The organism is Rhodoferax mekongensis (genome assembly GCF_032191775.1).
Lineage (GTDB): Bacteria > Pseudomonadota > Gammaproteobacteria > Burkholderiales > Burkholderiaceae_C > Allorhodoferax > Allorhodoferax mekongensis.
Window position 1 is genome coordinate 3,369,931 of sequence record NZ_CP132507.1, and the last position, 25,055, is coordinate 3,394,985.

The window sequence follows — 25,055 nt, forward strand, 5'->3', positions numbered from 1 at the left end:
TCGTCACGGAACCAGTTCACCCATGCCTAAAACCAATAACAAACCTTTCGTGATCGGCGTTGCCGGGGGCAGTGGCAGTGGCAAGTCCACGGTAACGCGCCAGGTACTGGCGTCCATCGGCCCCGAGATGGCCTCGGTGGTGTACCAGGACGACTACTACTGCGACCAGACGCATCTCTCGCCCGAAGAGCGCGTCAAAACCAATTACGACCACCCCGACGCTTTCGACTGGCCCCTGATGGTGCAGCACATGCAGGCCCTGCGCCGCGGCGAAGCCATTGACATGCCCACCTACGATTTCGTGAAGCACAACCGCGCGCCCACCACCGTGGTGGTGAACCCGGCGCCGGTGATCGTGATTGAAGGCCTGTTTGCGCTGTTCGACCCCGACTTGCGCAAGATGATGTCGCTGAAGATCTTTGTGGATACGGCGGCCGACGTGCGCTTTATCCGCCGCCTGCAGCGCGACATTACCGAGCGCGGCCGCAGCACCGAGAGCGTGATCGCCCAGTACCTGGAAACCGTGCGCCCCATGCACAAGCAGTTCATCGAGCCCACCAAGCGGCACGCCCACGTCATCCTGCCCCACGGCGCCAACGACCCTGCGGTGGACATCATCACCACCAAGGTCAAAACCCTGATTCAGGATCTGGAGCGCGGCTAAGCACTCGCTGCACGGATCACAAAGTCCAGAGCAGCGCATGTAGCCGCCACTTGCGCGGCAACGCATTGCTCGGGCGTGGCTCTGGGGCTGTCGGGATAAACCTCGGTGGTGCTGGTGTAGCGCGCGCCGGTGATGCCGGCGCACAGGCCCCAGCCCACCATGTCGTACTCAATGACGCCACGGGCCGACAAGGGCGTGCCGATGATGCCGCCCTCCCCGTCGGTGGGCGCAATGTGCGTGATGCGCTCTACCGCCTGCAGGATGGCTTGCTGGAATGCGGGTTGGGGGTTGCCGGTGTCGTCCACCAGATAGAAGCCATCGGGGATAGTGGCGGGCTCAAACGGCTTGCCATCGCGCGCGGCTACGGCAGGGCGGTATTCGCTCTCGTCGGTGTCGGTAGTTTCGTGCAGGTCAATGTGTGCAGCAAACTGACCCAGCAGGGGTGCCACCAAACGCATGAGGGCCGCACTCTCTTGAGCAGGGCTGTCGGCGCGGAAGCTGCGGTTGGGGTCCAGCGCGTCGAAGTTCCAGCGCTGAATACGCTCGTAGGCCCAGGGGCTCACACATGGCGCCATCAGCAGGTTCACACGGCCGGCGTAGGCGGCAGCATGCTCCGCGGCAAAGCGCAATGCGCCATGCACGCCACTGGTCTCGTACCCGTGCACTCCGCCCGTGACCAACACCGTGGGCAACGCACTGCTCCAACTGCGGCTGCGCAAGGCCATGAGTGGGAAGCGCTCTTCGCTGTGCACGGAATCCGCATAGACGACTTCGCCATAGCTTTCCACGTCCCACTGCGCACGCATCTGCTCCACCGCAGAGAGCACTTCGTCGGCATAGCTGCGCTGGCGCACCTGGCGGGCGCGCCACTGCTGAACTTCGGCGGGGCCCCAGGCTTGGCCGGGGGTGCCGAGAGGATAGAAACGGGGGATAGTCATGAATGTAGCTTCTTCGCCTGATCTGTTTGCTACGATTTTAGTAGCTGCTCGCGCACATTATTCTGGCGCCAGAGGGCTTTTTTATGCATGGTCCATGCGCAGAGGTCCGCCTGCATAGAATGCGCTACGCCCTGCACACCTGACGTGCAGGCCCGAAACACCCGCCTACAAGGAAGACACCATGCCCCAATTGAAACTCAGCTACTTTGACATGCACGGCGGCCGCGCTGAACCTGTGCGCCTGGCCCTGCACCTGGGCGGTGTGGCGTTTGATGACCACCGCTTTACCTTCCCGCAGTTTGCTGAAATCCGCAAATCCACTCCGTTCGGCCAAGTGCCGACTTTGGATGTGGATGGCACCCAGTTCACCCAGAGCGATGCGCTCTTGCGCTTTGCGGGCAAGCTGGCCGGCCTGTACCCCACCGACCCATTGCAAGCCTTGTACTGCGATGAAGTGACCTATGTGGTGGAAGACGCAGGCGTCAAGATGGGCCCCACGTTCCGCATGAGCGGCGAAGAGCAAAAGGCCGCGCGTTTGGCGCTGGTGAATGGCTCCATGCCCGTGTATTTGGGCTGGCTGCAGCAGCGCTTGCAAGCACAAGGCGGTGAGTTTTTTGCTGACGGCCGACTCACCGTGGCAGACCTGAAAGTGTTTATCGATGTGCGCGCCTTGAACTCCGGCCGCTTTGACCATGTGCCCACCGACCTGGTAGAGCGCGTGGCCCCTGCGCTGAATGCACACATGCAGCGCATTGCCGAGACACCGGCCATCAAGGCCTATTACGCCCAATTCGCGGCCAAGTAAGCGCGCGCTATGGAGTTGATGGAGCGGCTGATGCCGCAGTACCAGTTCAGCGAAAAACACCAGTTGCTCACGCCGGCCACGGCCGACGCTTTACTGGACGCGGTGCTGCAGCCGGGCGTGAGCGAAGACCCGTGGGCGCGCCGCTTCATCCAGCTGCGTGAGCTACCCGACCGGCTGCGGGGTGCACTGGGTGGCCGCAGCCGCCTGGCGACCCAAGCGCCCTTTGGCATCGACAATTTCACCCTGCTGGGCCGCGATGGCGACCGTGAAATCGCGCTCGGGCTGGTGGGCAAGTTCTGGCAGGCGGACTACGGCCAGGTGCGTATGGCCGGCCCGGACCAGTTTGCCAATTTCAATGAGCCGGGCTTTGCCAAGCTGGTGCTCAACTTCAGCACCCGCCCCGCCGCAGAGTGTGGCACCTGGTTGCACACCGAGACGCGGGTGTTTTGCAACGACCACGCTTCGTTGCGCCGCTTCACGCCCTATTGGTGGCTGATACGCCCGGTGAGCGGGTTGATCCGGCAGCGGCTGCTGGCCCGCGTGCGCGATGCGGCGATGGCTTCGGCCTAACCCAAAACCGAGTAACCCCACCACACCGGGCTTATTGCCCCGGTGCCACACTCGCGCCCCTTGTTGTTTCACTTACAGGTTTTTTGAACATGCTTTTCAGTCCCCTACAAGTCGGCGCGCTGACTCTGCCCAACCGTTTCGTCCTCGCGCCACTGACCCGCACCCGCGCGGGCTTGGAGCACCTGCCCAATGACTTGATGGCCGAGTACTACGCCCAGCGCGCAAGCGGCGGCCTGCTGATCACCGAGTGCACCATGGTTCAGGAAGGAACCTCTGCCTTCGTGGCTGAGCCCGGCGTCTACTCCGAAGCGCAAATTGCCGGCTGGAAGAAAACCACCGATGCCGTACACGCCAAGGGCGGCCGCATCTTCATGCAGATCTGGCACGCAGGCCGTGCAGCCCACCCCGGCATCAACGGCGGTGTGCGCACCGTGTCCAGCAGCGCGCTAGCCATTGACGGCGAGATCCACACCCCCGCGGGCAAAGTGCCGCACGTGGTGCCGCACGCGCTCAGCGTGGAAGAGATCAAGGACATCGTGGCTGCCTTTGCCCAGGGCGCCAAAAACGCCATCGCCGCAGGCTTTGACGGCGTGGAAGTGCATGGCGCCAATGGCTATTTGATTGACCAGTTCCTGCGTGACGGCTGCAACAAGCGCACCGATGCCTACGGCGGCTCATTGGAAAACCGCGCGCGCTTCTTGTTCGAGGTGCTGACGGCCGTAAGCGAAGCCATCGGCTCCGACCGCGTGGGTGTGCGCCTGTCGCCCCTGAACAGTTTTAACAGCATGGTCGACAGCGATCCCGTGGGCCTGACCGCTTTCCTGGCCGAAAAGCTCAACGACTTCAAGCTGGCCTACCTGCACCTGATGCGTGCGGACTTCTTCGGCGTGCAAAAGGCCGACGTGATGACCGTGGCACGTACGAACTACAAGGGTGTGTTGATCGGCAACATGGGCTACAGCGCGGAAGAGGCTGAGCAAGCGATCAAGGACGGAAAACTGGATGCTGTGGCGTTCGGCAACGCATACATTGCCAATCCGGACCTGCCGGAACGCGTGAAAGCCGGTGCGGCGTTGAACACGCCTGACAGCAGCACCTACTACACACCAGGTGCACAGGGCTACACCGACTACCCGACGATGTAATCGTCAGGCGGGCACCACCCGGTCAGCACGGCCGGGGGGTGCCTTGGAAGGCCTGGATTACAGACCTTCGTGACGGTCAGCGGCAGCAAACAACTCCAGCGCGAACTGGGGGTCCGACTTCTGGATGCTGGCAGCAAAGGTACGCAGCTCTTCCGCTTCTGCAAAGCGGGTCGTGGCTTGCGACTGGGCCGTGCCGAAGGAAACTTGCCACAGGGCTACCGCCAGATTCTTGCCGGCCACCCACAGCGCCTGCAAGGAAGCGCCCACGGTGGGTTGTGCATTCTGGGGCAGAGAGATTGCGTTGAGTGTCGTGCTGGTCATGGTGGACTCCTTCAATAAAACCGTGTTATGTTGCACCGCAGTATAGGGTTAACCCTAGATGCAATGCAAGGGTTAACCCTAATACCTGTTGTTTCTTAGGGAGTAAGGCCTAAGTCCTGCCCACCCCTGCCTTGAGAAACCTGCCCATGACGCCAGCTAAGCGGCATGACTGACGCACTCCACATCGTTTGCCCCCATTGCCACACCACTAACCGCGTGCGTGCCGACCAGCTCGGCAGCGCCCCCGACTGCGGCAACTGCAAAGGCGCCCTGTTCACCGGCAAACCGCTGGACCTGACCACGGCCACTTTTGACAAACACCTGAACCGCAGCCACATACCGCTGCTGGTGGACTTCTGGGCCCCATGGTGCGGCCCCTGCCGCTCCATGGCCCCCGCCTATGTGGCGGCTACGGCGCAGCTGGAGCCGCACATCCGCGTGGCCAAGGTAGACACGGAGGCCCAGCAGGCACTGGGCGCGCGCTTCCAGATTCGTAGCATTCCGACGCTGGCTTTGTTTGTGGGTGGACGCGAGGTCGCCCGCCAGCCCGGTGCCATGGGCCAAGCCGACATCCTGCGCTGGGTCAAGATGCACCTGCCGGTGCGCAAATAATTGAAAAAACTTACCCCAAGCGCCTGTGGGCTGTTGTGTGGATAAGCGTGTTTACAAGCGGCGAAATCCGCGCCGGCATTGGGTTTGACAAGCGCGCCCAAAAAACAGGCAGTGCAAAAGCACTCGCTTGCAGGCACAAAAACCTGTGGTAGGGGCGGATGCGCACAATGACAAATTGGCTTGGGTTACCCAAGTCGGTTAACCTCGCCGCCTCACACAATGAACCCCACAGGACTTTTCCATGAAAAAACTCAACGTCACCATCAAGCTGGAAATGTCGGTACCGGACGACTGGTCGCTGGTCGAAACCTCGGAAGGCACCCCGGTGCTGAGCCTGCCCAATGGCCAGTTTCTGGACATCGCCATCGAACCCCTGTTTGCCGCTGACCCGGAAGACACCTGGAGCAGCACCGAAAGCGAAGACGAGCTGAACGACATTCTCGACATGGTCGAGAGCGAAGAAGTCAGCTACGAATTCGTCACTCACTAAGCCCACACCCACCGCTGCAAGTGCCATGGCTCAACCAGACCACAGCCCCTCTGCCGAACGCAACAAGCAACCTATTCTGGAGGTGCTGCAATCCCTACTGCCCCCCAGCGGCCGGGCGCTGGAGATTGCGTCGGGCACCGGGCAACACGTGGTCTGGTTTGCCCGGCACCTGCCGCAATGGATCTGGCAGCCGACTGAGGTGCACCGCGGCGCGCTCTACAACATTGAAGTGCGTGCCAGCGAAGCAGACCTTGGCAATATTGAAATTGCGCAGCAGCTGGATGTGTGCCATGAGCCCTGGTTTGACACCGACTCCGAACTGACCGGTCCCTATGACCTGCTGCTGTGCATCAACATGCTGCACATTGCGCCATGGTCCGCCTGCGGTGCACTCATGCGAGGCGCGGCGCAACACCTGGCCGAGGACGGCGTGTTGGTGACCTACGGGCCCTACTTCGAAGCCGGCATCACTCCGACCACTAGCAATATTGAATTCGACGCCAGCCTGCGGACCCATGACCCCAGTTTCGGCATTCGGGAGCTCGATGACGTGACTGCCGAAGCGGCACGTGCGGGCTTGCAACTGAAATCACGCCATGAAATGCCGGCCAACAACCTGCTACTGGTGTGGGGCCTCAAAGACCCAGTGCGTCGTACACCCGGATAGCAGCATAGGCGTCATTGGCCGCGTAAACCAGCTGCCCCTCTGTCAGGCGCGGTGCAGCCCAGTTGCTGGTTGCTGCCTTCTTGCTCTTGATGAACCGCTGGTTGAACAAGACCGCTACGGCGCCTTTGACGCCCATGTCCTTGCGGTAGCCCCGCTCGCGGAACACATGGTTCAACTCCAACACGCCCACCGGCTCTACCCCCAGCTTGTGCAGGATGCGTTTGCGGTCATCCCCCAAACCAAAACCTGCTTTCACCACCCCTGGCAAGGCCATCAACTGCGCAGCCACCGCCCTGCATTCGGGGTCATGCAACTGGAACACCCAGGCGCGCTGTGGCGTGGACAACTGCAGCACATGGGGGCCATCTGACAACTCACCAACCTTGAAGGTGGGCTTGGACTCGGTGTCGAAGCCCCAGGCGCGGGCAGAGCGCAGCTCTTCCAGCGCTGCCAGTGCCTGCGGACCGGTGCTGACCAGCGTGATGCGGTCCAGCCCCAAGCGGCTGAATTCGGGCAGCAGGGCAATAGCGTCTTTGTCGGGCGTAGGGTGCTGTTCGCGAGGGTGATGTTGCATGGGGCGTATCATCGCCCACCTGCCACCCTTTGGCATGAACGACCTGCCGGCTGCATTTCAGCGGCCGCGCGCCCCAGGACCTCCCCATGAAAAAAACATTCCCCCTTCACGTTGAAGGCAAGCACCCCGACCGCCTGCTGGATGCCACCAAGCACGAAATCCGCAAATACATGAAGCGCGAACGCAACCGCGCCTTGCCTGAAGGCGTGGATTTCTGGGACTTTGACTGCCGCTTCGGCGCGACCGAACAGGACGCTGTGGTGGCCCACTCTGCCGAGCTGATCGGCCTGGTCGACGCCATTGCCAAAGAAGGCGGCAAGCAGTTCTATATCGAGATCCTGGCCAAACACGGTGTGCGCAAGCCGCGGGATCCGGCAGCCGGGTCGACGATTGCCAACTTCCTGGAAGAGTGATTTAGGTCTAGCACAGACCAGCCATGGCTTGAGCGCGCGCGGGGCAAAAAAAGTTGAAAAAAACTTACCCCAATCCCATGTGGACTGCATTGTGGATAAGCGTGTTTACAAGACCCGAAAGCCGCACCAGCATTGGCTTGGGACACGATGCCAAAAAAACAGGCAGCCATAAAGCCCCTGTTTTGGCGACCGTTTTTCTGTGGTAACAGGTATCAACCGGACGCCATCACAGCCCGCCCCTTGCCAGCACCTTTGGCGGCGTAGAGCGCCCGATCTGCAGCGACCATGAGCGTCTTCATTTCGGTACCGTGGCGGGTAAAAAGTGCCACACCAATGCTCACCCCCAAGGGCAAGCCGACTCCGGGATAGGGCGCTGACAGCACTTCGACCAGCCGTTCAGCACTCTGCATGGCCGCCTCGGCCGACACATCGGACAGCAGAATGATGAATTCGTCCCCCCCGATACGGGCCGCCACATCCGAGCCACGAATGGTTTGACCGATCCGCAGGGCGACGGTCTTGAGGACCTCGTCGCCCGTGGAATGACCCAGGCTGTCGTTGACGGCCTTGAATCCGTCCAGGTCCAGCGCCAACAGGGCCAGCTCGCTGTCACGCCTTAGGGCCAAGGACATGCTGCGCTGTGCCAGCTCATCAAACAGCAGGCGGTTGGGCAGCTCGGTCAGCGCGTCGTGCTGGGCAAAGAACTTCACCTTGCGCATGGCGTCGGCCGCCTGCAGCATTGCCGTACCCACGGCCTGGGCCTCTTGTAGTTCTAAATTCGGCAGGGTGATGTCGTCCCCACGGCCGAGTGCCAAGGCGGCATCATTGAGCTCACCGACGGAAGAGAGCACTTTCAGACCGGCGCGGCGAGCCAGCCATAGCCCCAGCATGAGTGCCGCCAACAGGCCCGCCATCACCTGCGCGAGCTGCATGAGAAGTTCCCGATGCAATTCTTGCTTGGGCGCACCGCTCACCACCGTCCAGCCCCACAAAGGTGAGGTGCTGAAAGCGGTGAACACAGGAATGTTCTCTTTGGTGACCGACTCCATAAACCCCGAGTCACGCTGCGTGAGCATGTTGGCCAATTCCGGCACGGCCTTCTGCCCCAAAAAACGTTCGGGTTCGCGTGAGCGCCCCACAATCGTCCGGCTGCTGTCCAACACCGCTACCAGCCATCCCTCAGGCACGGGGTGGCGGGCAATGATTTTGTTGATCCGCTCGGGTGTGAGCCCGATGTTGAGGCTGTAAATCACCTTGCCGCCAGACACCACCGGTACCCCCATTGCAATGATCTGCGCCTTGGTGGTCACGCCAATGAACATGTCTGTCAGCACCGTAGTCTGCGAATCAAACACCTTGCCCAGTTGGGTAGGCGTTCCGCGAGTCGGCAGAGGGGCACCGAACGGAAGCAGAGTATTCAGCACTTGCCGCCCCTCACGGTCTGTCAGGATGTAATTCAGTACCGATCCTGAACCCAAGGCTTGGGTAGCCCGCTGGTGAAAGCCCCGCAAATTGCCGCTCTCCAGCTCTGGGGCGGTAGCCAGCGTTTTGAGCGCCGACTCGATGGCGGCCATCTCTCGCTCGAGATCGGATTGGATGGCACGGGCGACCCATACTGTTTGCTGTTCCACGCTCTCGCGTTGCAGGCGGTAGTTGGCATAAGCCAACAACATGCCTACAAGGGCCGTAGGCAAAACACTGAAGACCACCAGCATCTGCAAGGCACGCCGCAGCGACACACTGCGACGCACACGAATCCTGTTTGGCATGTTGTACCTGCCTTTGTAGTTGTTGAACCTTCCCTGCTGCCACTATGGCAGAAGGTCCGACTTGCAACAACCCGTAAGACAAAAAACTTACCCCATTCCCGTGTGGGCCACGCTGTGGATAACACGAGGTACAAGCCGCGAAATCCGCGCCAGTATTGGGCTGCGACACGATGCCTAAAATTTAGGCAAATTCACGTCTCTCCAAAATGAAAAATCTGTGATTTGTCAATGAGGGAAAGTTTTGTGTTAGCACTTTTTGAAATTCGGTGTAGCTGAAGAAAACGACGTCAAACTGCATCGCATTACCCCCGAAAACTGTGCGCCACTTTGTGGATAACTATGTTTACAAGCCCCAAAACCCGCACCAACAGGGGCTTTGCAGAGGGTGCCTGTAAAGTAGCCACTGCGGGAACCATTGCCGCTTTCACCGACTCTACCCCCGCTGACACTTTTACAACCTGCTACACCTATGTCCATGATGTCTTTGCCTACCGCCCACCCGGCTTCTCCTGATCGCAACCGCCTTCGCCTGTTGGCCCTGCCCATGGCATTGGCGCTGGGCAGTTTGGTCGCTTGCGGCAAACAAGAAGAAGCCGGCACCAAGCCTGCGGAGAAAGCCTCTGCCCTGGCACCTGCACAGGCTTACGAAAAGATCGCCGCTGAGGGCAAAGGCTTCACCGTGGGTGCCATGATGGCGGCCAACCCGGTGTATGTGTTGTTTGACCCCCAGTGCCCGCATTGCGGCCACCTGTGGCAATCCTCCCAGGCCTTGTTGCCCAAGGCAAAGTTTGTGTGGATCCCCGTGTCCTTCATCAACGGAAAGAGCGCGCCTCAAGGCGCGGCCATCCTGAGTGCATCCAACCCGGCGGAATTCATGGCAGCTCATGAAAGCTCCATCCTCGCCGGCACAGGCGGCGCCCCCCTGCCCGCGTCGGTGGCACCTGAGGTAGAAGCCATCATCAAGGCCAACACCGAGCTGTTCAACAAGCTGGCGGTGGAATCTGTGCCCTATGTGGTGGCCAAAAACATCAAGTCCGGTCAGGTAGTCACCAACGCAGGCGCCATGGAGACCGCGGCACTTGCCGAGTTTCTGGGCGTGAACTAAAAGCGCTACAGCACTGCGTAACGGCCGGGGCGGTGGTTGACCGCGATGAACAGGTTCATCACCACCGCCGCCAACACGGAGTACGCCACGCGCACCGGGTCGACCACTGTCAACGCCAGCAGCACGATGGTGCAGTCCATGCCCATTTGCACCATGCCGGCGCGCCAACCACGCGCGCGCTGCAGGTACAGCGACACGATGGTGGCACCACCCAGACTGGCACGGTGACGCGCCAGAAACAAGCACCCCGAGCCCAGCAGCAGGCCGCCCAGCACGGCCGCATAGGCGGGATGCAACCGCTCAATGGCAAACAGGCGTGGCGACCATTCGGCCATGGCTGACAAAAACGTGATGGCCACGAAGGTCTTGACCGTGAATTCCCGCCCCATGCGTTGCCAGGCAAACCAGTAAAACGGCAGGTTGATCAAAAAGAACAGCTTGCCCAGGCTCACCCCGGTGGCGTAATGCAGCACAAACGCCGCACCGGCCGTACCGCCGGTGAGCAAGCCGGCCTGCCCGAACAGGATGAGCGCCAAGCTCACAAACAAGGTGCCGGTAAAGATGGCCTGCGCATCCTCAAACAAGGTGTGCTGCTGCACATCGCCTTGCAGGGCGGCAGGCAGATCAACCGGCCCGCTGGCGGGCTTGTCGGGAGGGGATAGAGGCATGGAAGAAGACATGAACCGGACTGAGCAAGCATTGTGCCGCCCGCCGCGCCACGGCGGTTGACACGCGCCTTACCAATTGGCCGGATCCACCTTGTAGTAGCCCTGCAGTTCGCGGTACAGCGCCGGGTCATAGTCGCGCAATGCGGCACCCTGCTCGAAAAACACTTCAGACACAACGGAGAAAAACTCTGCGGGGTCCTGCGCACCGTAATGGTCCAGCAGTCCTTGCTGGTGCATAAAGGCTTCGCCCTGCAATCGCTCAAAAGCCGCACTCAACACGGTTTTCCAACGCTGGGGGTTGTAGCTGGCATCCCCCGCCAACGGCAAAGGTGCACCAATCGCCTGACCGTTTTCCTGGTCCAGCTGGTGGGCGAATTCATGGATCACGACATTGCGGCCATCCTGCGGGTCGGCAGCACCCTGCAACACGTCCTGCCAGGACAGGATGACCTGCCCCTGTGACCACGACTCGCCTGCCAGCGCCTGACGCTGGGCATGGTGGACGCCGGCAGCATCGGTGTGGCTGCGGTCCACCAGAAACGCCGCCGGGTACAGCAGGACTTGGCGAACCCCGGCAAAGTAGTCTGTCGGGGCGCCCCGGGTTCGATTGAGCAGGAGCAGGCAGGCATGGGCGGCCACGACTACCCGCATTTCGTCGGTGACGCGCAGGCCGTCGCATCCGATGAACGCCTTCTCCGCGACAAAAACCTGAATGTGCTTTTTGAGTTGCAGCTGCAAGTCAGCCGGCAGGCGCGCAAACAGGGGCACCCGCTTGCGCAAGTACTTGCGCCAAGCCGCCGGAAAAGCTTGCTCCTGCAGGCGACTGCGCCGCCAAGCCAACCAGCGCGGGTACCCCAGGAGGCCGGCTAAGAGCGCCAATGCGGCGATACAAAACAAAGTAAAGGCCACAGGTCTCCCGTTAGCGGCGTTGCATGAACGCTGTAACTGGAGGCCCTGCAGCCTTTTTCAAGCGCCCACAGGCGCTCGGGGCTTAACGTGCCACCAGGACCGGTACGGGGCTTTGCGCCACCACCTTGGCCGCCACGCTGCCCAGCACCAGGCGCGCCACGCCGGAGCGGCCGTGTGAACCGATGACGATGAGATCTGCACCCACGGTCTGCGCGCTTTGCACAATGCCGTTGACCGCCGTAGCGTCTTCCACGAAACGGGCGTCCAGCTCGACAGGTGCACCGTCGCGGCACAGTGCATCCACATGCGCATGCGCCTGGGCTGCCAGTTGTTGCCCGGCTGATGCGTAGGCCTGCAGACCCGCAGGGTTCATTTCGCCGATGCCGATATAGGGGTAAGGGTCAGCCACATACAGGGCCGTGAGTTTGGAGCCGTGGGTGCGCGCGAGGTTGACAGCCAGTTGGGCTGCGTGCTCTGAAGAGGCCGAGCCGTCCGTGGCCAGCAGAATGTGTTTGAACATGGTGTCCTCCTGTATTGGGATGCCACCACTGTGCGCGCCCGCTGCGCTACATTCCTTGACCTACATCATCAGCACGACCATGCGACACCGCCTCCTCGCCACACTTTTGATCTGCATCACCCCTGCTGCCTTTGCGGTGCAGGACTGTGAACTCAACGGCCAAACCATCAACACCAACAACGGTGCGGAATCCGCCGGCAAAACCGGCCTGGTGCGCTGCAAAGACCGGGACACGGGCCGCATGGAGCGCGAGTATGAGTTGCGCAACGGCGACTCTTTCGGCCTGATGCGCTACTACCGCGATGGCAAGCTGAACAAGGAATTCACCACCACGCCGAATGGCCCCCATGTGGGCCTGGAGCGCGAGTGGGCCGCCAATGGCCAGCTCATCGAAGAGTTCACCAACGTGAACGGCAACGCCCGTGGCCTGCGGCGCAGCTGGTACGACAGTGGTGCACCCAAACGCGTGGAGTTTGTGGCGGATACCGAACGGGAAGGCGCAGCGGCCCACTTCACGGCCAACAAGCAGCTCAGCGAATTGCGCTGCGGCCCCAAGCCCTTGTTGGCGCCCCATGTGGACGATGCTGCCCTGTGCGGCTTTGGTGGAAAAGCATCCACCGTTTCCACGTTTGGCAGCGACGGCACCCTGCGAGGCACCCAGACCCTGCTAGCCGGCGTGGTGCAAAAGTCCACCCGCTTCTACTCCAGTGGCAAGCCGTCGGACGACCTGGAACGCAACGGTACCCAAGTCAAAGAAGGCTTTTATGCCGAGGACGGCATCAAGCGTCGTGAAAAGCTGTGGGACGAAAGCAGTCGCCCTGCTCTCTTGCTGCGTGATGCCGAGTTCCACGCCAGTGGCACATTGGTGCGGGAGCGGCTGTACACCGTGGCAGAGAGCAACGGCCGCAAACGCAGCCGCCTTGCTTTGGATGCTCGCTACTTCCTGAATGGCCAACCCCAAAGCAAAGAAAAGTTCACGCTGGAAGGCAGCACCGAAGTGCGCGAATGGCAGCGCTTTACCGACAGCGGCAAGCTGCGCTTCCAGGGCAGCTTTGTGTCGGATGGCCGTTACAGCGAACGCGCAATCGGCGTGCACCTGAGCTTCTTCGAGAACGGCAAAACAGAACTCGAGAACACCTACGACGCCCAAGGCAACATCAAACGCCAACGCGTGTGGGATGCAGACGGCACCCTGCGCAGTGACGACGAGTTGTTTGAGGACGGCTCACGCAAGGCCATGGGCAGATAGACTTCTTCGCATTGTCATATCGCAGCGCTAAACTTGGTTCCAAATAAACCGAGAGCAGAGAGGCTGCGACTCATGAAGACAAACGCCGTCGTTGGCCTGATTTTGACTGCGCTGCTGCACGTCAGCACGTGGGCTGCGCCCATGCAATACATCTACCCGCCGCCCGAAAGCGGGGCGGATGTGCGCATGAACTTTTACTGGGACATTCTGCAACTGGCACTCGACGAAACCCAGAGCAAATGGGGGGCCTACGAACTGCAGCCCAGCCCCAAAGTGATGACACCCGCCCGCGCCGAAATGCAATTGGGCAACAGCCAGGACATCACCGTGATGGCGCGGACCACCAGCATAGTCCGCGAAACCAAATTGCTCCCCATTCGCATTCCACTGGACAAGGGGCTCACCGGCTACCGCCTTTTTTTGATCAAGGGCATCAATCAACCCGCTTTTAGCGGCATACGCGGCACGAGCGAGCTCCGGCAATTCAGTATCGGACAGGCGGCAAGCTGGATCGATGTGGACATCCTGCGCTATGCCGGTTTGGACGTGGTGACCGGCCCGACCTACGAGAGCCTGTTTCCGATGTTGGACGCAGGAAGGTTTGACCTGTTCTCGCGCGGAGTGAACGAAATCAGCGCAGAACTCGCTAGCAACATCCCGGCCTACCCCGACCTGACGGTGGAGAAAAAGCTGGTGCTGTACTACCCGCTACCGCGCTATTTCTTTTTCCCCAGAACGCCCGAAGGTGAAAAGCTGGCCCAACGCGCGGAGGAAGGTCTGCGCATCCTGATGCGCAATGGCAAATTCCAGAAGCGCTACCTGCAATTCAAGAAAAGCATTCTTTCGGATATCAACCTCTCGGGCCGCAGAGTCATCCGCATTGCCAACCCCACGCTGTCCAAAGAGACGCCCTTGGCAGACAAGGAGCTGTGGGACAACCTGGAAGCCGAGTTGCGCTGAACGCAGCTCAGAACAAGGACAGGTTCTCCGGCGGCGGTGGGCTGTCGCTGCGGGGCACAGCGCGCGGTGTTTTGGTGGCACGCACCAAGGGCGCGGGTTCGCCCCGCATCTCTTCTGCAGGAAAGCACTGCATGAACTCCATGGCCTGCTGCGGACTTGCATCCAGCCAATCGGCATAGCGCCCGGGTGGCACGATCACCGGCATGCGCTTCTCATCGCCGGGCCGGTGCATGCGGCCCATAAGGGGGTGGCCATCGGCATTCGCAGTCAGCAAGGTAAAGCTGTCCGCCTGCTCGCCACTGGCCTTATCCGTCCAGCGCTCCCACAAACCCGCCACCGCAAAAGGCTCACCATCGGACATGGACATGCGCCAGCGAACCGCACGGCCAGCATTCGCAGCCGCATCCTCCCAGCAGGGATCAAAAAAACACTCCATGGGCACCAGCGCCCACTGCCGTGCAGCCCACGCATGGCGAAAGCTGGGTTTGATGGCTGCGGTTTCGCTGCGTGCGTTGTAGGTGCCGCGGGACAGTTCACGGGCATGTTGCGCATCTTTGCTCCAGGCGGGCATAAGCCCGAACTGGGCTACTTGCAAGGCCACACTGCCCTGCCCGCTGCGCACCACCACGGGTGCGGCGTAGCCGGGAAACGTTTCAACAGGCCAGCTTGCAGCCCCCACAGGCAAAGGCGCCACAGGCCCCAGCCGTTGCTCCAGAAAATCGACCCGCGCAGAAGGGATGAAGTTGGTGCACATGGCTTCAACGCTATGAAATCAGGAGCTGTTCGCGCATATGCGGCGGGCGCTGGCGGCTACTTTTGCTCTATTCCTCGTCTGAGGGGGCGGGCTTGTCAGCCGCAGCCTCACGGGCATCGCTGTGTCGGGGTTGATCAGGACGCTTCACCTTTTTGAGGCGGATGAGGCGGGCCATCTCAATAGCGTCCTTCTTCATCTGGCGCTCCGCGTCGATTTGCTTGCCCTCGGCCAGCCACTGGGCAAATTGCTCCGGCGTCTCCAGGGTGATGCGGCCCAGCACCGCGCTGCGGAAATCGTGGATCACGATCTCAGCCGCCTTGTTCAGGTTGATGCGCCCGCCCGACTGCAAGGCACCGCGCTTGCGGCCAATGGCGTCCAGCAGCTGCTCGTCCGTCTGCCCCGCCACACCGGTCAGCTTGTAGCGCGCCTCCAGCGCACCCGCGTAATGCTGGCGCAGGTAGTCCAGCAGTTCGAGGGCGACCTCTTCTTCGTCGAAGGCGTTTTTGCCGATGGCACCGCTGGCCGCCAGGTTGTAGCCACTCTTGGCCACGATGATGCGGGGCCATAGAACGCCGGGCGTGTCGTAGAGATAGAAGTCGTCCGCAATGGTGATGCGCTGCTCGATCTTGGTCACACCGGCCTCGTCGCCGGTTTTGGCAGCACGCTTGCCCTTGAGGGTGTTGATCAGTGTGGACTTGCCCACATTGGGAATGCCGCAAATCAGCACCCGCATGGGCTTGGCCATACCACCCCGGTTGGGGGCCAGTTCGTGGCAGGCGGCCACCAGCGCCTTGGCGGGGGTGGTCATGCTGGCATCCAGCGGCAGCGCGCGCACGCCGGGCATGGCGTTGTAGTGCGCCAGCCAGAGCGCGGTGCGTTCAGGGTCCGCCAGGTCCTGCTTGTTAAGCACTTTGAGTGCGGGCTTGGTCGCCGTCAGCTCGGCCAGCATGGGGTTGGCGCTCGACCCGGGCAGGCGTGCATCGAGCAGCTCAATGACGACATCAATCTCCTTGATGCGTTCCTGAATTGCCTTGCGGGTCAGGTGCATATGCCCCGGGAACCACTGAATTGCCATGCCGTATGTCTTTCTGTCGCTGCACTAAACCCTGCATTGTCCCGTATGTGGCCCGCATGCACCGCTTAGACAGCCGCCCCTAGGAAAGAGGCCGGATTTAAGGTGTCTTCACTAGGGGGCTTCTTGAGAATCAAGCCATAGACCTATTGATTCATCTTTCCACAGGAGTTTTCCATGAGCACCACCCTCACCAGCGCTACCCATGACCTGATCGCCAGCTACGGCAACACGGCCAAGAACGTGATCAACGCCTACCGCCTGGGCAACGAGCGCGCTGCCGGCTACGTGGAAAAGACTTGGTCTGCCGCCGTGCAAAAAGCCGGCAAGCGCATCAGCAGCGAAGTGCGTACCAACGCCCTGAGCGCTCAGAAGAAGATCACCGGCTACTACGTCCAAGGCGTCACCTTGACCACCGACACCGCAGACACCGCTGTCAACAAAGCCGTTGAGCTGGCCGGCAAGGGCTTGGAACAAGCCGCCGTAAACGCCACCCGCTTTGAGCAAAGCACCGGCCTGAACACCCTGAGCACGGTGGCCAACGCCGCCGTGCCTGCTGTGGTGGCTGTGAACAAAGTGGCTGCCAAGCTGGAAGCCAAGAGTGGCGATCTGGTGGCCCGCATTGCAGGCTCCAAGGTCAAGGCCAAAGTGGCTGGCGCCAAGCGCGCTGTGAAAAAGACAGCCCGCAAGGCTGCCCCCCGCGTGCGCAAGGCTGCAGCCGCTGTTGAAGCAACCGTAGCCGTTTAATCGCTGTTTAGGCAGCCACGGTGCGGCGCCCCGCCACCAAGCGGTGGGGTGCCAGAAACTCCTTGAGGTAGACACCAAAGGGCATGGTGTCTGCCGCTTCAATGGCGCGTTGGGCTTCCCAGGATTGCGCCGATTCTTGCTCGAACTGTGCCTGCACCTCTGCCGCCAAAGGCTGCGCCAACATGGCGTTGCGGGTGCGGTTGCTTTGCGCCAACACAAACTTCGCAAACGAGCCTTGGTGATCTTGCTGCATGGCTTGCAGCACGCGGGCTGATGGCAGTGTGTCCGGCTGCTCCAGGCCGATATGCGCATGGGCCAATGCGTCGGTGTACAGCGTGTTGCCATGGGCAGCATCGAGCGCTTGCGCAAACGGCTGCATCTGGTCCAGAAGCTCGCGCCCCCAGTCCACCAACGATATGGCTTGTCCGTTGCGCTGCAGTTGCAAGCCGGGTTGGCGGCCGCGCTCGGCCACGTCCTGCTGGTTGCGGGCCAAGGCAGCAATCTCGGCAGGGGTGTCGTCCGGGCTGGCTGTTGCCAAGCTGTGCAGCAGGAACACATCCAGAAAGCGCATGGTGCTTCTATTGATGCCCACCACCTCAAAGGGGTCCAGGTCCATCAGCCGCACTTCCACATACTCCACACCGCGCTCGCGCAATGCGTGCAGGGGGCGCTCGCCCGGAAAAGTGACCCGCTTGGGGCGGATGGTGCCGTAAAACTCGTTCTCGATTTGCAGCAAGCTGGTCGCCAGCTGGCGGTATTCACCGTCCGGGCCTTGCACGCCGATAGCCTCGTAGGCGGGGTAGGCTTGCGTGAGCGCACCCTGCAAGGAATGGCCGTAGCCCTCCAGGCTGTTGTAGCTCACTGCGAGCGACGATTGCGCATCGCTCTGGTAGCCCAGCCGGCCCATACGCAGGGAGGTGGCATAGGGCAAATACATGGTGCCGTCGCTCAGGGGCTGCAACTGGTGCTGGCGACCTGCCACAAAGGTGGAGCACACCGCCGGTGATGCACCGAACAAATACAGCAGCAAAAACGCATGGCGACGGAAGTTGCGGATCAGGCCGAAGTAGGCCTCGCTGGACACATCCGGCAACGACCAGTTGTAGTGAATACCCGAGATAGTTTGCATGCGCCGCCCGTAGCGGTGGCCCAGGCCCATGCGGTACACGGTTTTGGAGCGGCCCACGTTGGAGCTGCCGTATTGCCCCAGGGGAATGGCGTCGTCATCCGGAAGACAACAAGGCATGCTGGACACCCAGAGGCGCTCCTCGCCCATGCTTTGCAGGGTGAAGCGCTGCACATCGGTGAGCTCTTGCAGGCAGTCTTCAGGTTGGGCGTGTACGCCGGTAATGAGCTCCACCTGCGACTCACTGAAATCGGTGGTGATGTGCGGATGCGTCAAAGCCGAGCCCATTGCATGGGGATGCGGCGTCATGGCCAAACTGCCACCGGGGAGTGCGCGCAAGCTTTCTTTTTCGAGACCACGGCGAATGCCGCGCAGACGCTCGGGGGTCAGGGCACTAAGGGCCTCTTGTGATCTGTCCATTACCAATGGCCCTTAACTTTTTGACGGGGGCGCAAAGGTACCACAGGCGGATGAAACGTGCAGGACGCCGGCTTTCCCTTCGCATTGGCCTTCATTTGGTGCAAATACAGGGTTTTTCAAGGTTTCAATTTACAGACCAGACATAAATAATGGGCGCATGGTTGCCATGGAAGTCTTTATCTGGTCGTGCATGCTGGGCGGTTTGATCACGCTGGCTTGCGGAGCCCTGAGCGAAATCCTGGTCCACAACTCCATCGCCTCCTGGCGCGGGCTGGCTTATGTGCTGGTCATGGGCAGCAGCTGCGTGCTGATGTCGGGCCTGCCCATGGCCCTGATACCGGGCTTGCAAGCCCATACGCTGTTGCTGCTGCAATCCACCTTCGGGCCCTTGAGCGGCGCACTGGTGCTGCGCTACCTCGGCTTGTGGCTGGGTGTCGCGCTGGTGGACCGCCTGGTGCACAACACCATTATGTGGGGCGCTACTTTGCTGGTGGCGGTGTCCGGCTTTCTGGCGGTGGTGGGTGCAGGCTGGCTGAACTGGCCCGGCCTGAACCCGCTGCTGGTGTCAGCCGGCGTGAGTGCCTTGGGTGTGGTGCTGGCTTTCCAGGCCTGTGTGCGCGCCAGCATGCTGGGCGACGACCTCGCCCGCTGGATGGTGCTGGCCTGCGCTTTCTTGGGCGTGATGGTGCTGGGCCTGTATGCCTGCGCACTGTGGCCAGACGCCATCAGCCTGCCCGCCAAAGCCTTGATTGCCGTAGGCACCGTGGCGCACTTTTTGGTGGGCATTACCCTCACCGCGCGTCGCAACCGGCACAACCGCAGGCTCAAGATGCTGGCAGGTGACGACAAAGGCTTCGACCGCGCTACGGGCCTGCCCACAGGTTCTGTGCTGCTGGCCAAGGTGGATGACGCCATCTGGCGCGCTGAGCGGGCCCATGCCCAATGCACCGTGGTCGCCCTGCACCTGCGCAACCTCTATTCGATGGGTGAGGCCGCCGGCCACACGGTGGACCAGCAAATTTTGTCTGCCATGGCGGCGCGATTGCGGCGCGCCGTGGGCTTTCGCTACGTGGTGGGGCTGTACCACCCGCGCTGCTTTGTGGTGGTCATATCGGCGGGCCCCAACCCCAAAGAGGTGGACCGCCTGATCTTCCGTATGCGTGCCCTGCTCAACAAGCCGCTCATGGTGTCTGACCCGCGGGCTGGCATGCACCACTTCCAACCGCAATACGGCGTGGGCATCTCGCGGCTGGTGCCCGGCACCGCCCGCCCTCAGGAAGTGCTGGACGAAACCGAGCAGCGCGCGCTGGCCCACATCAACGGCGAAATGCTGCCCGAGATGGACTCTGCAGCTGCATCCACCGCCGCTGCCCCCTTGCGCTAGGGGCAGCGTGCTCCACGCTTAGGCCTTGCCGGCCAGATGAGACAAGGCGCGGGTCACTTCCTGGCTGCCCTGCGCAGCGCCGCTCTCCGGCACCATGTCACCCGCACGGGCCAGCACTTGGCGCAGGTTCGCGGCCAAAGTTTCTGGCGCTTGTGCATCCAGACCGATCCATGCGCCTTGCGTGAGCGTGATATGCGCTGCCTCCACGCTGCCGGCACCGGCACACAAGGTGGTGCGGGTGGGCGCGTCCTCAGACACCAGCACCAGCATGGCGGGCACCACGGCTTCGGGCTTGAGGGCCTCCAGCACCTGGGGCGGCATCAGGCCTTCGGTCATGCGGGTGGCAGCCGTGGGGGCCAAGCTGTTGACGTGGATGTTGTTCTTGGCACCTTCCAGTGCCAGGGTTTGCATCAAACCCACCAGCGCCATCTTGGCTGCGCCATAGTTGCTCTGGCCGAAGTTGCCGTACAGGCCGGAGCTGGAGGTGGTCATGAGAATGCGACCGTACTTTTGCTCTGTCATGTGCGGCCACACGGCCTTGCAGCAATGCACTGCGCCCATGAGGTGCACGTCCACCACGGTGCGGAAGTCGGCAATCTCCATCTTGGCGAAGCTCTTGTCGCGCAGGATGCCGGCGTTGTTCACCAGAATATCCACCCGGCCCCAGGCATCCATGGCCTGCTGCACCATGGCCTGCACGGCCTCAAAGTCAGTGACTGACGCGCCATTGGCCATGGCCTCGCCACCCGCCGCGCGGATCTCGGCCACCACGGACTCGGCTGCGGAGAGCGAGCCACCCGAGCCATCGCGCGCGCCACCCAGGTCGTTCACCACCACTTTGGCACCGCGTGCGGCCAGGGCTAGCGCATGTTGGCGACCCAAGCCGCCGCCTGCGCCCGTTACGATGGCCACGCGGCCTTTGAAATCCAGATTCATGACTCGTCTCCTCGGGTTGTGGGCTCCGACCAAGGGCAAGTCCGTAGGCCCCCCGTCAGCTGCAGGTACTTTAATTCAAGCAGTTGCTCACCAAAAAACAAAACAGAAATAACAGTCCCATGCAAGACACCCTCGCCCCCGCCAACGGCACACCGCGCGATGCCTCCACCGTCGTGCTGCTGCGCGATGCCCGTCACGGCCTCGAGGTGTTTTTGATGAAGCGCAGCGGCCTCTCAGATACCTTTGGTGAGGCCTATGTGTTCCCGGGTGGCAAGATGGACGCCCACGACAGCAGCCCTGCCGCCTTGGCAGCTCTGGACGAGCCGGCCACCGCCTTGGCGCAGCGGCTGGGTGAGGCGGACCAAAGCCCCGAGTTGGCTGCCGGCCTGTATGTGGCGGCTCTGCGCGAGCTATACGAAGAGGCCGGTGTGCTCTTGGCCCGCGGAGAGCGCCGCCCGGCCAGCCTGCAAAGTGCCGACTGGCAGGCCTGGGTGGACGCATCTGCCGCTCAGCTTGCAGCCAGCGCACTGGTGCCCTGGAGCCGCTGGATCACGCCCCGCATGGCGGCCCTGAGCAAAAAGCGGTTTGACACTCGCTTTTTTCTGGCACTGGCCCCCAGTAACCAAATCGCCAGTCACGACAACTATGAAACCACCGCCAGCATCTGGCTGCCGCCGGTAGAAGCCCTGCAGCGCTACCACCGCGGCGAGATCGAAATGGCTCCGCCCCAGATCATGAGCCTGGGCCACCTGGCCCGCTACACCACGGCAGCCGAGGCCTTGGCTGCAGCCCGCGCACAAATGCCGCCCTGCATCTGCCCTGAAAATTTTGAGGAAGACGGCACAGTCACCCTCAGCTACCCCGGCGACCCGCGCCACTCTGTGCAAGCACGCGCCCTGCCCGGCCCTACCCGCATGGTGGTGCGCAACAAGCGCTTTGTGCCCGACGGCCCGCTGGAGAGTTTGTGGAGTTGAGTGCCGCGCAGAGTGCTACAAAATCAGTAGCTGCTTGCGCATATTCCACGGGCGCCAGCAGCTGATTTGATGCTCAAACCGGAATCGACCGCCGTATCCACGCATCCACATCGCTGGGCCTCACCAGCGTGCGCATTTCGTCAAACGCGACCTGCGCTTCAGGGTAGTGGCGGCGCAGCAGGTTGAGCCACTGCTTCACACGACCGGCCTGCTGCTTTTGCTCCAGGCGGGTGCTGGCAACTTGCCAAAAGGCGTGCATCAGCGGGCCCAGGTCTTGCCACGTCCAGTCGTCCCCCGGCTGGGCAATGCTGTCAGGCGCGGTGCCCATGGCCGCCAGAATGCTGCGGGCCAGCGCAGGGCGGGCCACAATGCCGCGGCCCAGCATCAGCGCGTTGCAACCGCTTTGCGCCACGGCGGCTTGGGCGTCTTGCACGTTCCAGATTTCGCCATTCACCACCACCGGCACCTGCACCGCACCCCGCACATCGGACACGCGATCCCAGTAAGCGGGGGGGCGATAGCCCTGGGCCTTGGTGCGGGCGTGCACCACGATCTCGGCCGCACCGCCGGCCTCCAGTGCACGGGCGCAGTCCAGGGCCAGGCTGTCGTCGTTGTAGCCCAGCCGCATCTTGGCAGTTACCGGAATGTGGGCCGGCACCGCAGCGCGCACGGCAGCCACGATGGTGTGAAGAATCTCAGGGTCTTGCAAGAGCGTGGCGCCACCGCCATGGCGGTTCACCACCTTGGCCGGGCATCCAAAGTTCAAGTCAATGCCGGGCGAACCCATTTCGGCCAGGCGTGCTGCGTTCTCAGCCATGCAGGGAGCGTCTGAGCCCAGCAGCTGCGGCCACACCGGCACACCTGCAAATGTGCGCGCACCAAACTCCAGCTCGGGCACGGTACGAAGGAGCGCCTTCTCGGACATCAGCGAGTGGGTGATGCGGATGAACTCCGACACGCACTTCTCCACCCCGCCCACACGGGTCAGGATGTCGCGCAACACAAAGTCGAGAAGCCCCTCCATGGGGGCGAGGTAGATACGTACGGGCACGAGAATAGGGAGATGCGGCTCTGGGGAATCAGGGGCGCATTGTCACCGAACAGGTTTTTGTGAAACGCGTTGGTGGGAATCGCCTAGCCACACCGAGCCGTGCTCCCTAGGCCAAGGGGATCGTTCAGAACCACATTTTTAACGTGAGAAGCCAGAAGCCGATGGAGGCTTTTGCAGCTGTGCCGACTTATTGAACAACAAGGCTATTGCAACTAGAAATGCTGTGCCCACGAGCAAGAGAAAAACTTGATAGGTGTTGGCGTTGTATGCGCCCTCGCCATCTGCCTCCAATAGCTGAGCTAGGAAGAAGAACGAGCGCGGGAGGTAATGAGGCACAACATCCCACGCCAGCTCTGAAAGAACCCGAAGCAAAGGCACAACGCCAACAAAGACACCGAGCACCGTGCGATGTAAACGCAGGTGCGGCCAGAACAACAGACAAACAAACATCAAGAATGCGATAGCTGATGAAACCAGTTCAGCCATCTCGCTCCAGGGCGGAACGGGCGTTTCCGCAAACAGACCAGCAACAGCAGCGAGAAGAACAAGACCGGAATCGCTGATGAATTTCATGATGGCTAACGTCGAAGGTCAACGGCACGCAGCAACTGCCGCAGAGCGGCAACCTGCAGCTGTGTGTCCGTGTGGGCCGACGGGTTAAACGGTGTCGAAATGCCAATTTTCATTCAAATTCCTTCAGTACCGTCGGGTGCCCCGCCCTAATCACTTGACCCCGAAATCGAACATGCCAATTGGGATCCCATTCCCGATGGGCGTGAATCTGGAAACCGCCATCTACGGGCTGAATATCTAAAGGGAGGAGGTCCGCACTTGGTCGAGCAAGCAGTTCAACAGAGTGCCCAGGGGACAAAACCACTTCTTCTGGAACCATCTCAAGGAACAGGCGAATTTCGGCCTGCGTGTCGTTCTGAAACAAACCAACTACTGGATAGGACTCAGGCTGCATGTGGTAGCCGTTTAACTATTGATATATCCCGTGAATTTGCCGGATACCACGACACTGCACGGAATAACATGAGTCACACGAGGGCGAAAAAGCATTTGCATACATAGGGTTAGAAAAATATACTGTATGAATGAACAGGTATAACAAAGACCCAAAAGTCGGTGCACCTGCACTCCAGTCCACGCGCCTTCTGGATCAACTGCGCGAGCGAATTCGTTATCTTCACTATAGCTTGCAAACCGAAAAAGCTTATGTCTATTGGGCGCGCTTCTTTGTCCGCTGGCATGGTCGCAACGGTGAGATGCGCCACCCGCGGACTATGGGACAAGCCGAAGTAGAGGCATTTTTGACCATGTTGGCAGCTGAGCGGCAAGTGTCGCCCGCCACACACCGGCAAGCGCTGAACGCCATTCTTTTTTTGTACAAGGAAGTGTTGGGCCAAGACTTGCCTTGGCTGCAGTCGATTGGGCGTCCCCCTGAGCGCAAGCGAATTCCTGTGGTGCTCACCGTAACTGAAGTGCAATCTGTGTTGGCATTGATCGAGGGCGCAGAAGGAGTTTTGGCACGCCTTTTGTATGGCACTGGTATGCGCCTTGCCGAAGGCCTGAACCTGCGTGTGAAAGACCTGGACTTTGATCGCCACGCCATTGTGGTGCGCAGTGGCAAGGGTGACAAAGACAGAGTGGTTATGTTGCCGCACAGTTTGGTACGCAGCCTACGCGATCAGTTGGCGAAATCGCGCGCCCTGTGGTCAACAGATCGTGCATCGCAGCGAAGCGGCGTTTTCATGCCCCATGCTTTGGAAGCAAAGTACCCACGGGCTGGCGAGTCTTGGGCTTGGCATTGGGTTTTCCCGTCAGACAAACTATCCATAGACCCGCGTACAGGTGTCGAGCGACGCCATCACCTTTTTGATGAGCGTTTGGGTAACAGGCTAAAAGCTGCATTGATGCATTCAGGCATCGCCAAACATGCCACAGTGCACACCCTGCGCCATTCCTTCGCCACGCACCTGCTCCAAGCTGGCACCGACATCCGCACCGTGCAAGAGCTGCTGGGCCACAGCGATGTGTCCACCACCATGATTTATACGCACGTGCTCAAGGTAGCTGCGGGTGGCACAACCAGCCCGCTGGACACCTTGCTACCCGCACACTAGCCATTTGCTACCAAATTTATAGCTGCTCGCGCAATAGAAAAGAGGGCCGCAGCCCTCTTTTACTTGAAAACGGTAGCTCAAAGAGC

At 61.2% G+C, this 25,055-nt stretch carries 28 protein-coding genes; 15 read left to right on the forward strand and 13 right to left on the reverse strand.

Features of this window, described 5'->3' with window-relative positions; translation table 11 throughout:
- The first annotated feature begins 22 nt into the window (after positions 1-22).
- Positions 23-664, forward strand: a complete 642-nt coding sequence (gene udk, locus RAN89_RS16005) for a uridine kinase (protein ID WP_087494591.1) — start codon at positions 23-25, stop codon at positions 662-664.
- Here the strand turns inward: udk and RAN89_RS16010 are convergent.
- Positions 661-1,602, reverse strand: a complete 942-nt coding sequence (locus RAN89_RS16010) for a M14 family metallopeptidase (protein ID WP_313867233.1) — start codon at positions 1,600-1,602, stop codon at positions 661-663. The two genes, udk and RAN89_RS16010, sit on opposite strands and share 4 nt — an antisense overlap.
- A 181-nt stretch (positions 1,603-1,783) precedes the next feature.
- Here RAN89_RS16010 and RAN89_RS16015 point away from each other — a divergent pair, with 181 nt between their 5' ends.
- The 3 genes from RAN89_RS16015 to RAN89_RS16025 all read left to right on the forward strand — a co-directional run bounded on the left by RAN89_RS16015 (position 1,784) and on the right by RAN89_RS16025 (position 4,122).
- Positions 1,784-2,407, forward strand: coding sequence for a glutathione S-transferase (locus tag RAN89_RS16015; protein ID WP_313867234.1), 624 nt, complete (start codon positions 1,784-1,786; stop codon positions 2,405-2,407).
- Positions 2,408-2,416: 9 nt separating this feature from the next.
- Complete coding sequence (locus RAN89_RS16020) at positions 2,417-2,977, forward strand: hypothetical protein (protein ID WP_313867235.1); 561 nt, start codon at positions 2,417-2,419, stop codon at positions 2,975-2,977.
- A gap of 89 nt (positions 2,978-3,066) precedes the next feature.
- On the forward strand, positions 3,067-4,122 hold the full coding sequence (locus tag RAN89_RS16025) for an alkene reductase (RefSeq protein ID WP_313867236.1): 1,056 nt from the start codon (positions 3,067-3,069) through the stop codon (positions 4,120-4,122).
- Positions 4,123-4,179: 57 nt separating this feature from the next.
- Here the strand turns inward: RAN89_RS16025 and RAN89_RS16030 are convergent, their stop codons facing one another.
- Positions 4,180-4,443 (reverse strand): hypothetical protein, encoded by a 264-nt coding sequence (locus tag RAN89_RS16030; protein ID WP_313867237.1) that lies wholly within the window; start codon positions 4,441-4,443, stop codon positions 4,180-4,182.
- Between the two features lie 165 nt (positions 4,444-4,608).
- On the opposite strand from RAN89_RS16030, the gene trxC reads away from it, so the two are divergent.
- The 3 genes from trxC (at position 4,609) to RAN89_RS16045 (ending at position 6,212) form a co-directional block, all read left to right on the forward strand.
- Entirely contained in the window at positions 4,609-5,055 is a 447-nt protein-coding gene (trxC, locus tag RAN89_RS16035; RefSeq protein ID WP_313867238.1) for a thioredoxin TrxC, read from the forward strand.
- A 241-nt stretch (positions 5,056-5,296) separates the two neighbouring features.
- Positions 5,297-5,545, forward strand: coding sequence for a hypothetical protein (locus RAN89_RS16040; RefSeq protein WP_087494599.1), 249 nt, complete (start codon positions 5,297-5,299; stop codon positions 5,543-5,545).
- A 25-nt stretch (positions 5,546-5,570) separates the two neighbouring features.
- Complete coding sequence (locus RAN89_RS16045) at positions 5,571-6,212, forward strand: DUF938 domain-containing protein (protein WP_313867239.1); 642 nt, start codon at positions 5,571-5,573, stop codon at positions 6,210-6,212.
- Here RAN89_RS16045 and RAN89_RS16050 read toward each other — a convergent pair.
- Entirely contained in the window at positions 6,181-6,786 is a 606-nt protein-coding gene (locus RAN89_RS16050; protein ID WP_313867240.1) for a 3'-5' exonuclease, read from the reverse strand. The two genes, RAN89_RS16045 and RAN89_RS16050, sit on opposite strands and share 32 nt — an antisense overlap.
- Positions 6,787-6,872: 86 nt before the next feature.
- Here RAN89_RS16050 and RAN89_RS16055 point away from each other — a divergent pair, with 86 nt between their 5' ends.
- Positions 6,873-7,199: a DUF6172 family protein gene (locus RAN89_RS16055; RefSeq protein ID WP_313867241.1), complete on the forward strand. Its 327-nt coding sequence runs from the start codon at positions 6,873-6,875 to the stop codon at positions 7,197-7,199.
- Between the two features lie 212 nt (positions 7,200-7,411).
- Here RAN89_RS16055 and RAN89_RS16060 read toward each other — a convergent pair whose 3' ends face one another.
- A complete protein-coding gene (locus tag RAN89_RS16060; protein ID WP_313867242.1) occupies positions 7,412-8,968 on the reverse strand; it encodes a sensor domain-containing diguanylate cyclase in 1,557 nt (518 codons plus the stop codon).
- Between the two features lie 469 nt (positions 8,969-9,437).
- Between RAN89_RS16060 and RAN89_RS16065 the strand changes: the two genes are divergently transcribed.
- Complete coding sequence (locus RAN89_RS16065) at positions 9,438-10,073, forward strand: thioredoxin domain-containing protein (RefSeq protein ID WP_313867243.1); 636 nt, start codon at positions 9,438-9,440, stop codon at positions 10,071-10,073.
- Between the two features lie 5 nt (positions 10,074-10,078).
- Here the strand turns inward: RAN89_RS16065 and RAN89_RS16070 are convergent, their stop codons facing one another.
- The 3 genes from RAN89_RS16070 to RAN89_RS16080 all read right to left on the reverse strand — a co-directional run bounded on the left by RAN89_RS16070 (position 10,079) and on the right by RAN89_RS16080 (position 12,170).
- Positions 10,079-10,753: a YitT family protein gene (locus RAN89_RS16070; protein WP_313867244.1), complete on the reverse strand. Its 675-nt coding sequence runs from the start codon at positions 10,751-10,753 to the stop codon at positions 10,079-10,081.
- A gap of 57 nt (positions 10,754-10,810) precedes the next feature.
- Entirely contained in the window at positions 10,811-11,650 is an 840-nt protein-coding gene (locus RAN89_RS16075) for a M90 family metallopeptidase (protein WP_313867245.1), read from the reverse strand.
- An 82-nt stretch (positions 11,651-11,732) separates the two neighbouring features.
- A complete protein-coding gene (locus tag RAN89_RS16080) occupies positions 11,733-12,170 on the reverse strand; it encodes a universal stress protein (protein ID WP_313867246.1) in 438 nt (145 codons plus the stop codon).
- Positions 12,171-12,249: 79 nt separating this feature from the next.
- Between RAN89_RS16080 and RAN89_RS16085 the strand changes: the two genes are divergently transcribed.
- Together RAN89_RS16085 and RAN89_RS16090 are read left to right on the forward strand one after the other, a co-directional pair.
- Positions 12,250-13,419, forward strand: a complete 1,170-nt coding sequence (locus RAN89_RS16085) for a toxin-antitoxin system YwqK family antitoxin (protein WP_313867247.1) — start codon at positions 12,250-12,252, stop codon at positions 13,417-13,419.
- A gap of 72 nt (positions 13,420-13,491) precedes the next feature.
- A complete protein-coding gene (locus RAN89_RS16090) occupies positions 13,492-14,379 on the forward strand; it encodes a hypothetical protein (RefSeq protein ID WP_313867248.1) in 888 nt (295 codons plus the stop codon).
- 7 nt (positions 14,380-14,386) lie between these two features.
- Here RAN89_RS16090 and RAN89_RS16095 read toward each other — a convergent pair whose 3' ends face one another.
- Together RAN89_RS16095 and ylqF are read right to left on the reverse strand one after the other, a co-directional pair.
- Positions 14,387-15,133 (reverse strand): SOS response-associated peptidase, encoded by a 747-nt coding sequence (locus RAN89_RS16095; protein ID WP_313867249.1) that lies wholly within the window; start codon positions 15,131-15,133, stop codon positions 14,387-14,389.
- A gap of 67 nt (positions 15,134-15,200) precedes the next feature.
- Entirely contained in the window at positions 15,201-16,208 is a 1,008-nt protein-coding gene (gene ylqF, locus RAN89_RS16100) for a ribosome biogenesis GTPase YlqF (RefSeq protein ID WP_313867250.1), read from the reverse strand.
- A 174-nt stretch (positions 16,209-16,382) separates the two neighbouring features.
- Here ylqF and RAN89_RS16105 point away from each other — a divergent pair, with 174 nt between their 5' ends.
- Positions 16,383-16,952 (forward strand): hypothetical protein, encoded by a 570-nt coding sequence (locus RAN89_RS16105; protein ID WP_313867251.1) that lies wholly within the window; start codon positions 16,383-16,385, stop codon positions 16,950-16,952.
- Positions 16,953-16,959: 7 nt separating this feature from the next.
- On the opposite strand, the gene gshA is transcribed toward RAN89_RS16105, so the two are convergent.
- Positions 16,960-18,498, reverse strand: coding sequence for a glutamate--cysteine ligase (gene gshA / locus RAN89_RS16110; RefSeq protein ID WP_313867252.1), 1,539 nt, complete (start codon positions 18,496-18,498; stop codon positions 16,960-16,962).
- A gap of 157 nt (positions 18,499-18,655) precedes the next feature.
- On the opposite strand from gshA, the gene RAN89_RS16115 reads away from it, so the two are divergent.
- A complete protein-coding gene (locus RAN89_RS16115) occupies positions 18,656-19,882 on the forward strand; it encodes a GGDEF domain-containing protein (RefSeq protein ID WP_313867253.1) in 1,227 nt (408 codons plus the stop codon).
- Positions 19,883-19,900: 18 nt separating this feature from the next.
- Here the strand turns inward: RAN89_RS16115 and RAN89_RS16120 are convergent, their stop codons facing one another.
- A complete protein-coding gene (locus RAN89_RS16120) occupies positions 19,901-20,818 on the reverse strand; it encodes an SDR family oxidoreductase (protein ID WP_313867254.1) in 918 nt (305 codons plus the stop codon).
- Positions 20,819-20,937: 119 nt separating this feature from the next.
- Between RAN89_RS16120 and RAN89_RS16125 the strand changes: the two genes are divergently transcribed.
- Positions 20,938-21,792 carry an NUDIX hydrolase gene (locus tag RAN89_RS16125; RefSeq protein ID WP_313867255.1) on the forward strand — a complete coding sequence of 285 codons (855 nt, stop codon included), beginning with the start codon at positions 20,938-20,940 and terminating at the stop codon, positions 21,790-21,792.
- 73 nt (positions 21,793-21,865) lie between these two features.
- Here the strand turns inward: RAN89_RS16125 and RAN89_RS16130 are convergent, their stop codons facing one another.
- Positions 21,866-22,816 carry a tRNA dihydrouridine synthase gene (locus tag RAN89_RS16130; RefSeq protein WP_313869419.1) on the reverse strand — a complete coding sequence of 317 codons (951 nt, stop codon included), beginning with the start codon at positions 22,814-22,816 and terminating at the stop codon, positions 21,866-21,868.
- Positions 22,817-22,981: 165 nt separating this feature from the next.
- Positions 22,982-23,416, reverse strand: a complete 435-nt coding sequence (locus RAN89_RS16135) for a hypothetical protein (RefSeq protein WP_313867256.1) — start codon at positions 23,414-23,416, stop codon at positions 22,982-22,984.
- Between the two features lie 524 nt (positions 23,417-23,940).
- Here RAN89_RS16135 and RAN89_RS16140 point away from each other — a divergent pair.
- Entirely contained in the window at positions 23,941-24,969 is a 1,029-nt protein-coding gene (locus RAN89_RS16140; protein ID WP_313867257.1) for an integron integrase, read from the forward strand.
- Positions 24,970-25,055 lie beyond the last annotated feature (86 nt).

Excerpts from the sequence above, each read along its gene's own strand:
- udk (WP_087494591.1), top strand. The coding sequence starts at position 23 with ATGCCTAAAACCAATAACAAACCTTTCGTGATCGGCGTTGCCGGGGGC.
- RAN89_RS16010 (WP_313867233.1), bottom strand. The coding sequence starts at position 1,602 with ATGACTATCCCCCGTTTCTATCCTCTCGGCACCCCCGGCCAAGCCTGG.
- RAN89_RS16015 (WP_313867234.1), top strand. The coding sequence starts at position 1,784 with ATGCCCCAATTGAAACTCAGCTACTTTGACATGCACGGCGGCCGCGCT.
- RAN89_RS16020 (WP_313867235.1), top strand. The coding sequence starts at position 2,417 with ATGGAGTTGATGGAGCGGCTGATGCCGCAGTACCAGTTCAGCGAAAAA.
- RAN89_RS16025 (WP_313867236.1), top strand. The coding sequence starts at position 3,067 with ATGCTTTTCAGTCCCCTACAAGTCGGCGCGCTGACTCTGCCCAACCGT.
- RAN89_RS16030 (WP_313867237.1), bottom strand. The coding sequence starts at position 4,443 with ATGACCAGCACGACACTCAACGCAATCTCTCTGCCCCAGAATGCACAA.
- trxC (WP_313867238.1), top strand. The coding sequence starts at position 4,609 with ATGACTGACGCACTCCACATCGTTTGCCCCCATTGCCACACCACTAAC.
- RAN89_RS16040 (WP_087494599.1), top strand. The coding sequence starts at position 5,297 with ATGAAAAAACTCAACGTCACCATCAAGCTGGAAATGTCGGTACCGGAC.
- RAN89_RS16045 (WP_313867239.1), top strand. The coding sequence starts at position 5,571 with ATGGCTCAACCAGACCACAGCCCCTCTGCCGAACGCAACAAGCAACCT.
- RAN89_RS16050 (WP_313867240.1), bottom strand. The coding sequence starts at position 6,786 with ATGCAACATCACCCTCGCGAACAGCACCCTACGCCCGACAAAGACGCT.
- RAN89_RS16055 (WP_313867241.1), top strand. The coding sequence starts at position 6,873 with ATGAAAAAAACATTCCCCCTTCACGTTGAAGGCAAGCACCCCGACCGC.
- RAN89_RS16060 (WP_313867242.1), bottom strand. The coding sequence starts at position 8,968 with ATGCCAAACAGGATTCGTGTGCGTCGCAGTGTGTCGCTGCGGCGTGCC.
- RAN89_RS16065 (WP_313867243.1), top strand. The coding sequence starts at position 9,438 with ATGTCCATGATGTCTTTGCCTACCGCCCACCCGGCTTCTCCTGATCGC.
- RAN89_RS16070 (WP_313867244.1), bottom strand. The coding sequence starts at position 10,753 with ATGTCTTCTTCCATGCCTCTATCCCCTCCCGACAAGCCCGCCAGCGGG.
- RAN89_RS16080 (WP_313867246.1), bottom strand. The coding sequence starts at position 12,170 with ATGTTCAAACACATTCTGCTGGCCACGGACGGCTCGGCCTCTTCAGAG.
- RAN89_RS16085 (WP_313867247.1), top strand. The coding sequence starts at position 12,250 with ATGCGACACCGCCTCCTCGCCACACTTTTGATCTGCATCACCCCTGCT.
- RAN89_RS16090 (WP_313867248.1), top strand. The coding sequence starts at position 13,492 with ATGAAGACAAACGCCGTCGTTGGCCTGATTTTGACTGCGCTGCTGCAC.
- RAN89_RS16095 (WP_313867249.1), bottom strand. The coding sequence starts at position 15,133 with ATGTGCACCAACTTCATCCCTTCTGCGCGGGTCGATTTTCTGGAGCAA.
- ylqF (WP_313867250.1), bottom strand. The coding sequence starts at position 16,208 with ATGGCAATTCAGTGGTTCCCGGGGCATATGCACCTGACCCGCAAGGCA.
- RAN89_RS16105 (WP_313867251.1), top strand. The coding sequence starts at position 16,383 with ATGAGCACCACCCTCACCAGCGCTACCCATGACCTGATCGCCAGCTAC.
- gshA (WP_313867252.1), bottom strand. The coding sequence starts at position 18,498 with ATGGACAGATCACAAGAGGCCCTTAGTGCCCTGACCCCCGAGCGTCTG.
- RAN89_RS16115 (WP_313867253.1), top strand. The coding sequence starts at position 18,656 with ATGGTTGCCATGGAAGTCTTTATCTGGTCGTGCATGCTGGGCGGTTTG.
- RAN89_RS16120 (WP_313867254.1), bottom strand. The coding sequence starts at position 20,818 with ATGAATCTGGATTTCAAAGGCCGCGTGGCCATCGTAACGGGCGCAGGC.
- RAN89_RS16125 (WP_313867255.1), top strand. The coding sequence starts at position 20,938 with ATGCAAGACACCCTCGCCCCCGCCAACGGCACACCGCGCGATGCCTCC.
- RAN89_RS16130 (WP_313869419.1), bottom strand. The coding sequence starts at position 22,816 with ATGGAGGGGCTTCTCGACTTTGTGTTGCGCGACATCCTGACCCGTGTG.
- RAN89_RS16135 (WP_313867256.1), bottom strand. The coding sequence starts at position 23,416 with ATGAAATTCATCAGCGATTCCGGTCTTGTTCTTCTCGCTGCTGTTGCT.
- RAN89_RS16140 (WP_313867257.1), top strand. The coding sequence starts at position 23,941 with ATGAACAGGTATAACAAAGACCCAAAAGTCGGTGCACCTGCACTCCAG.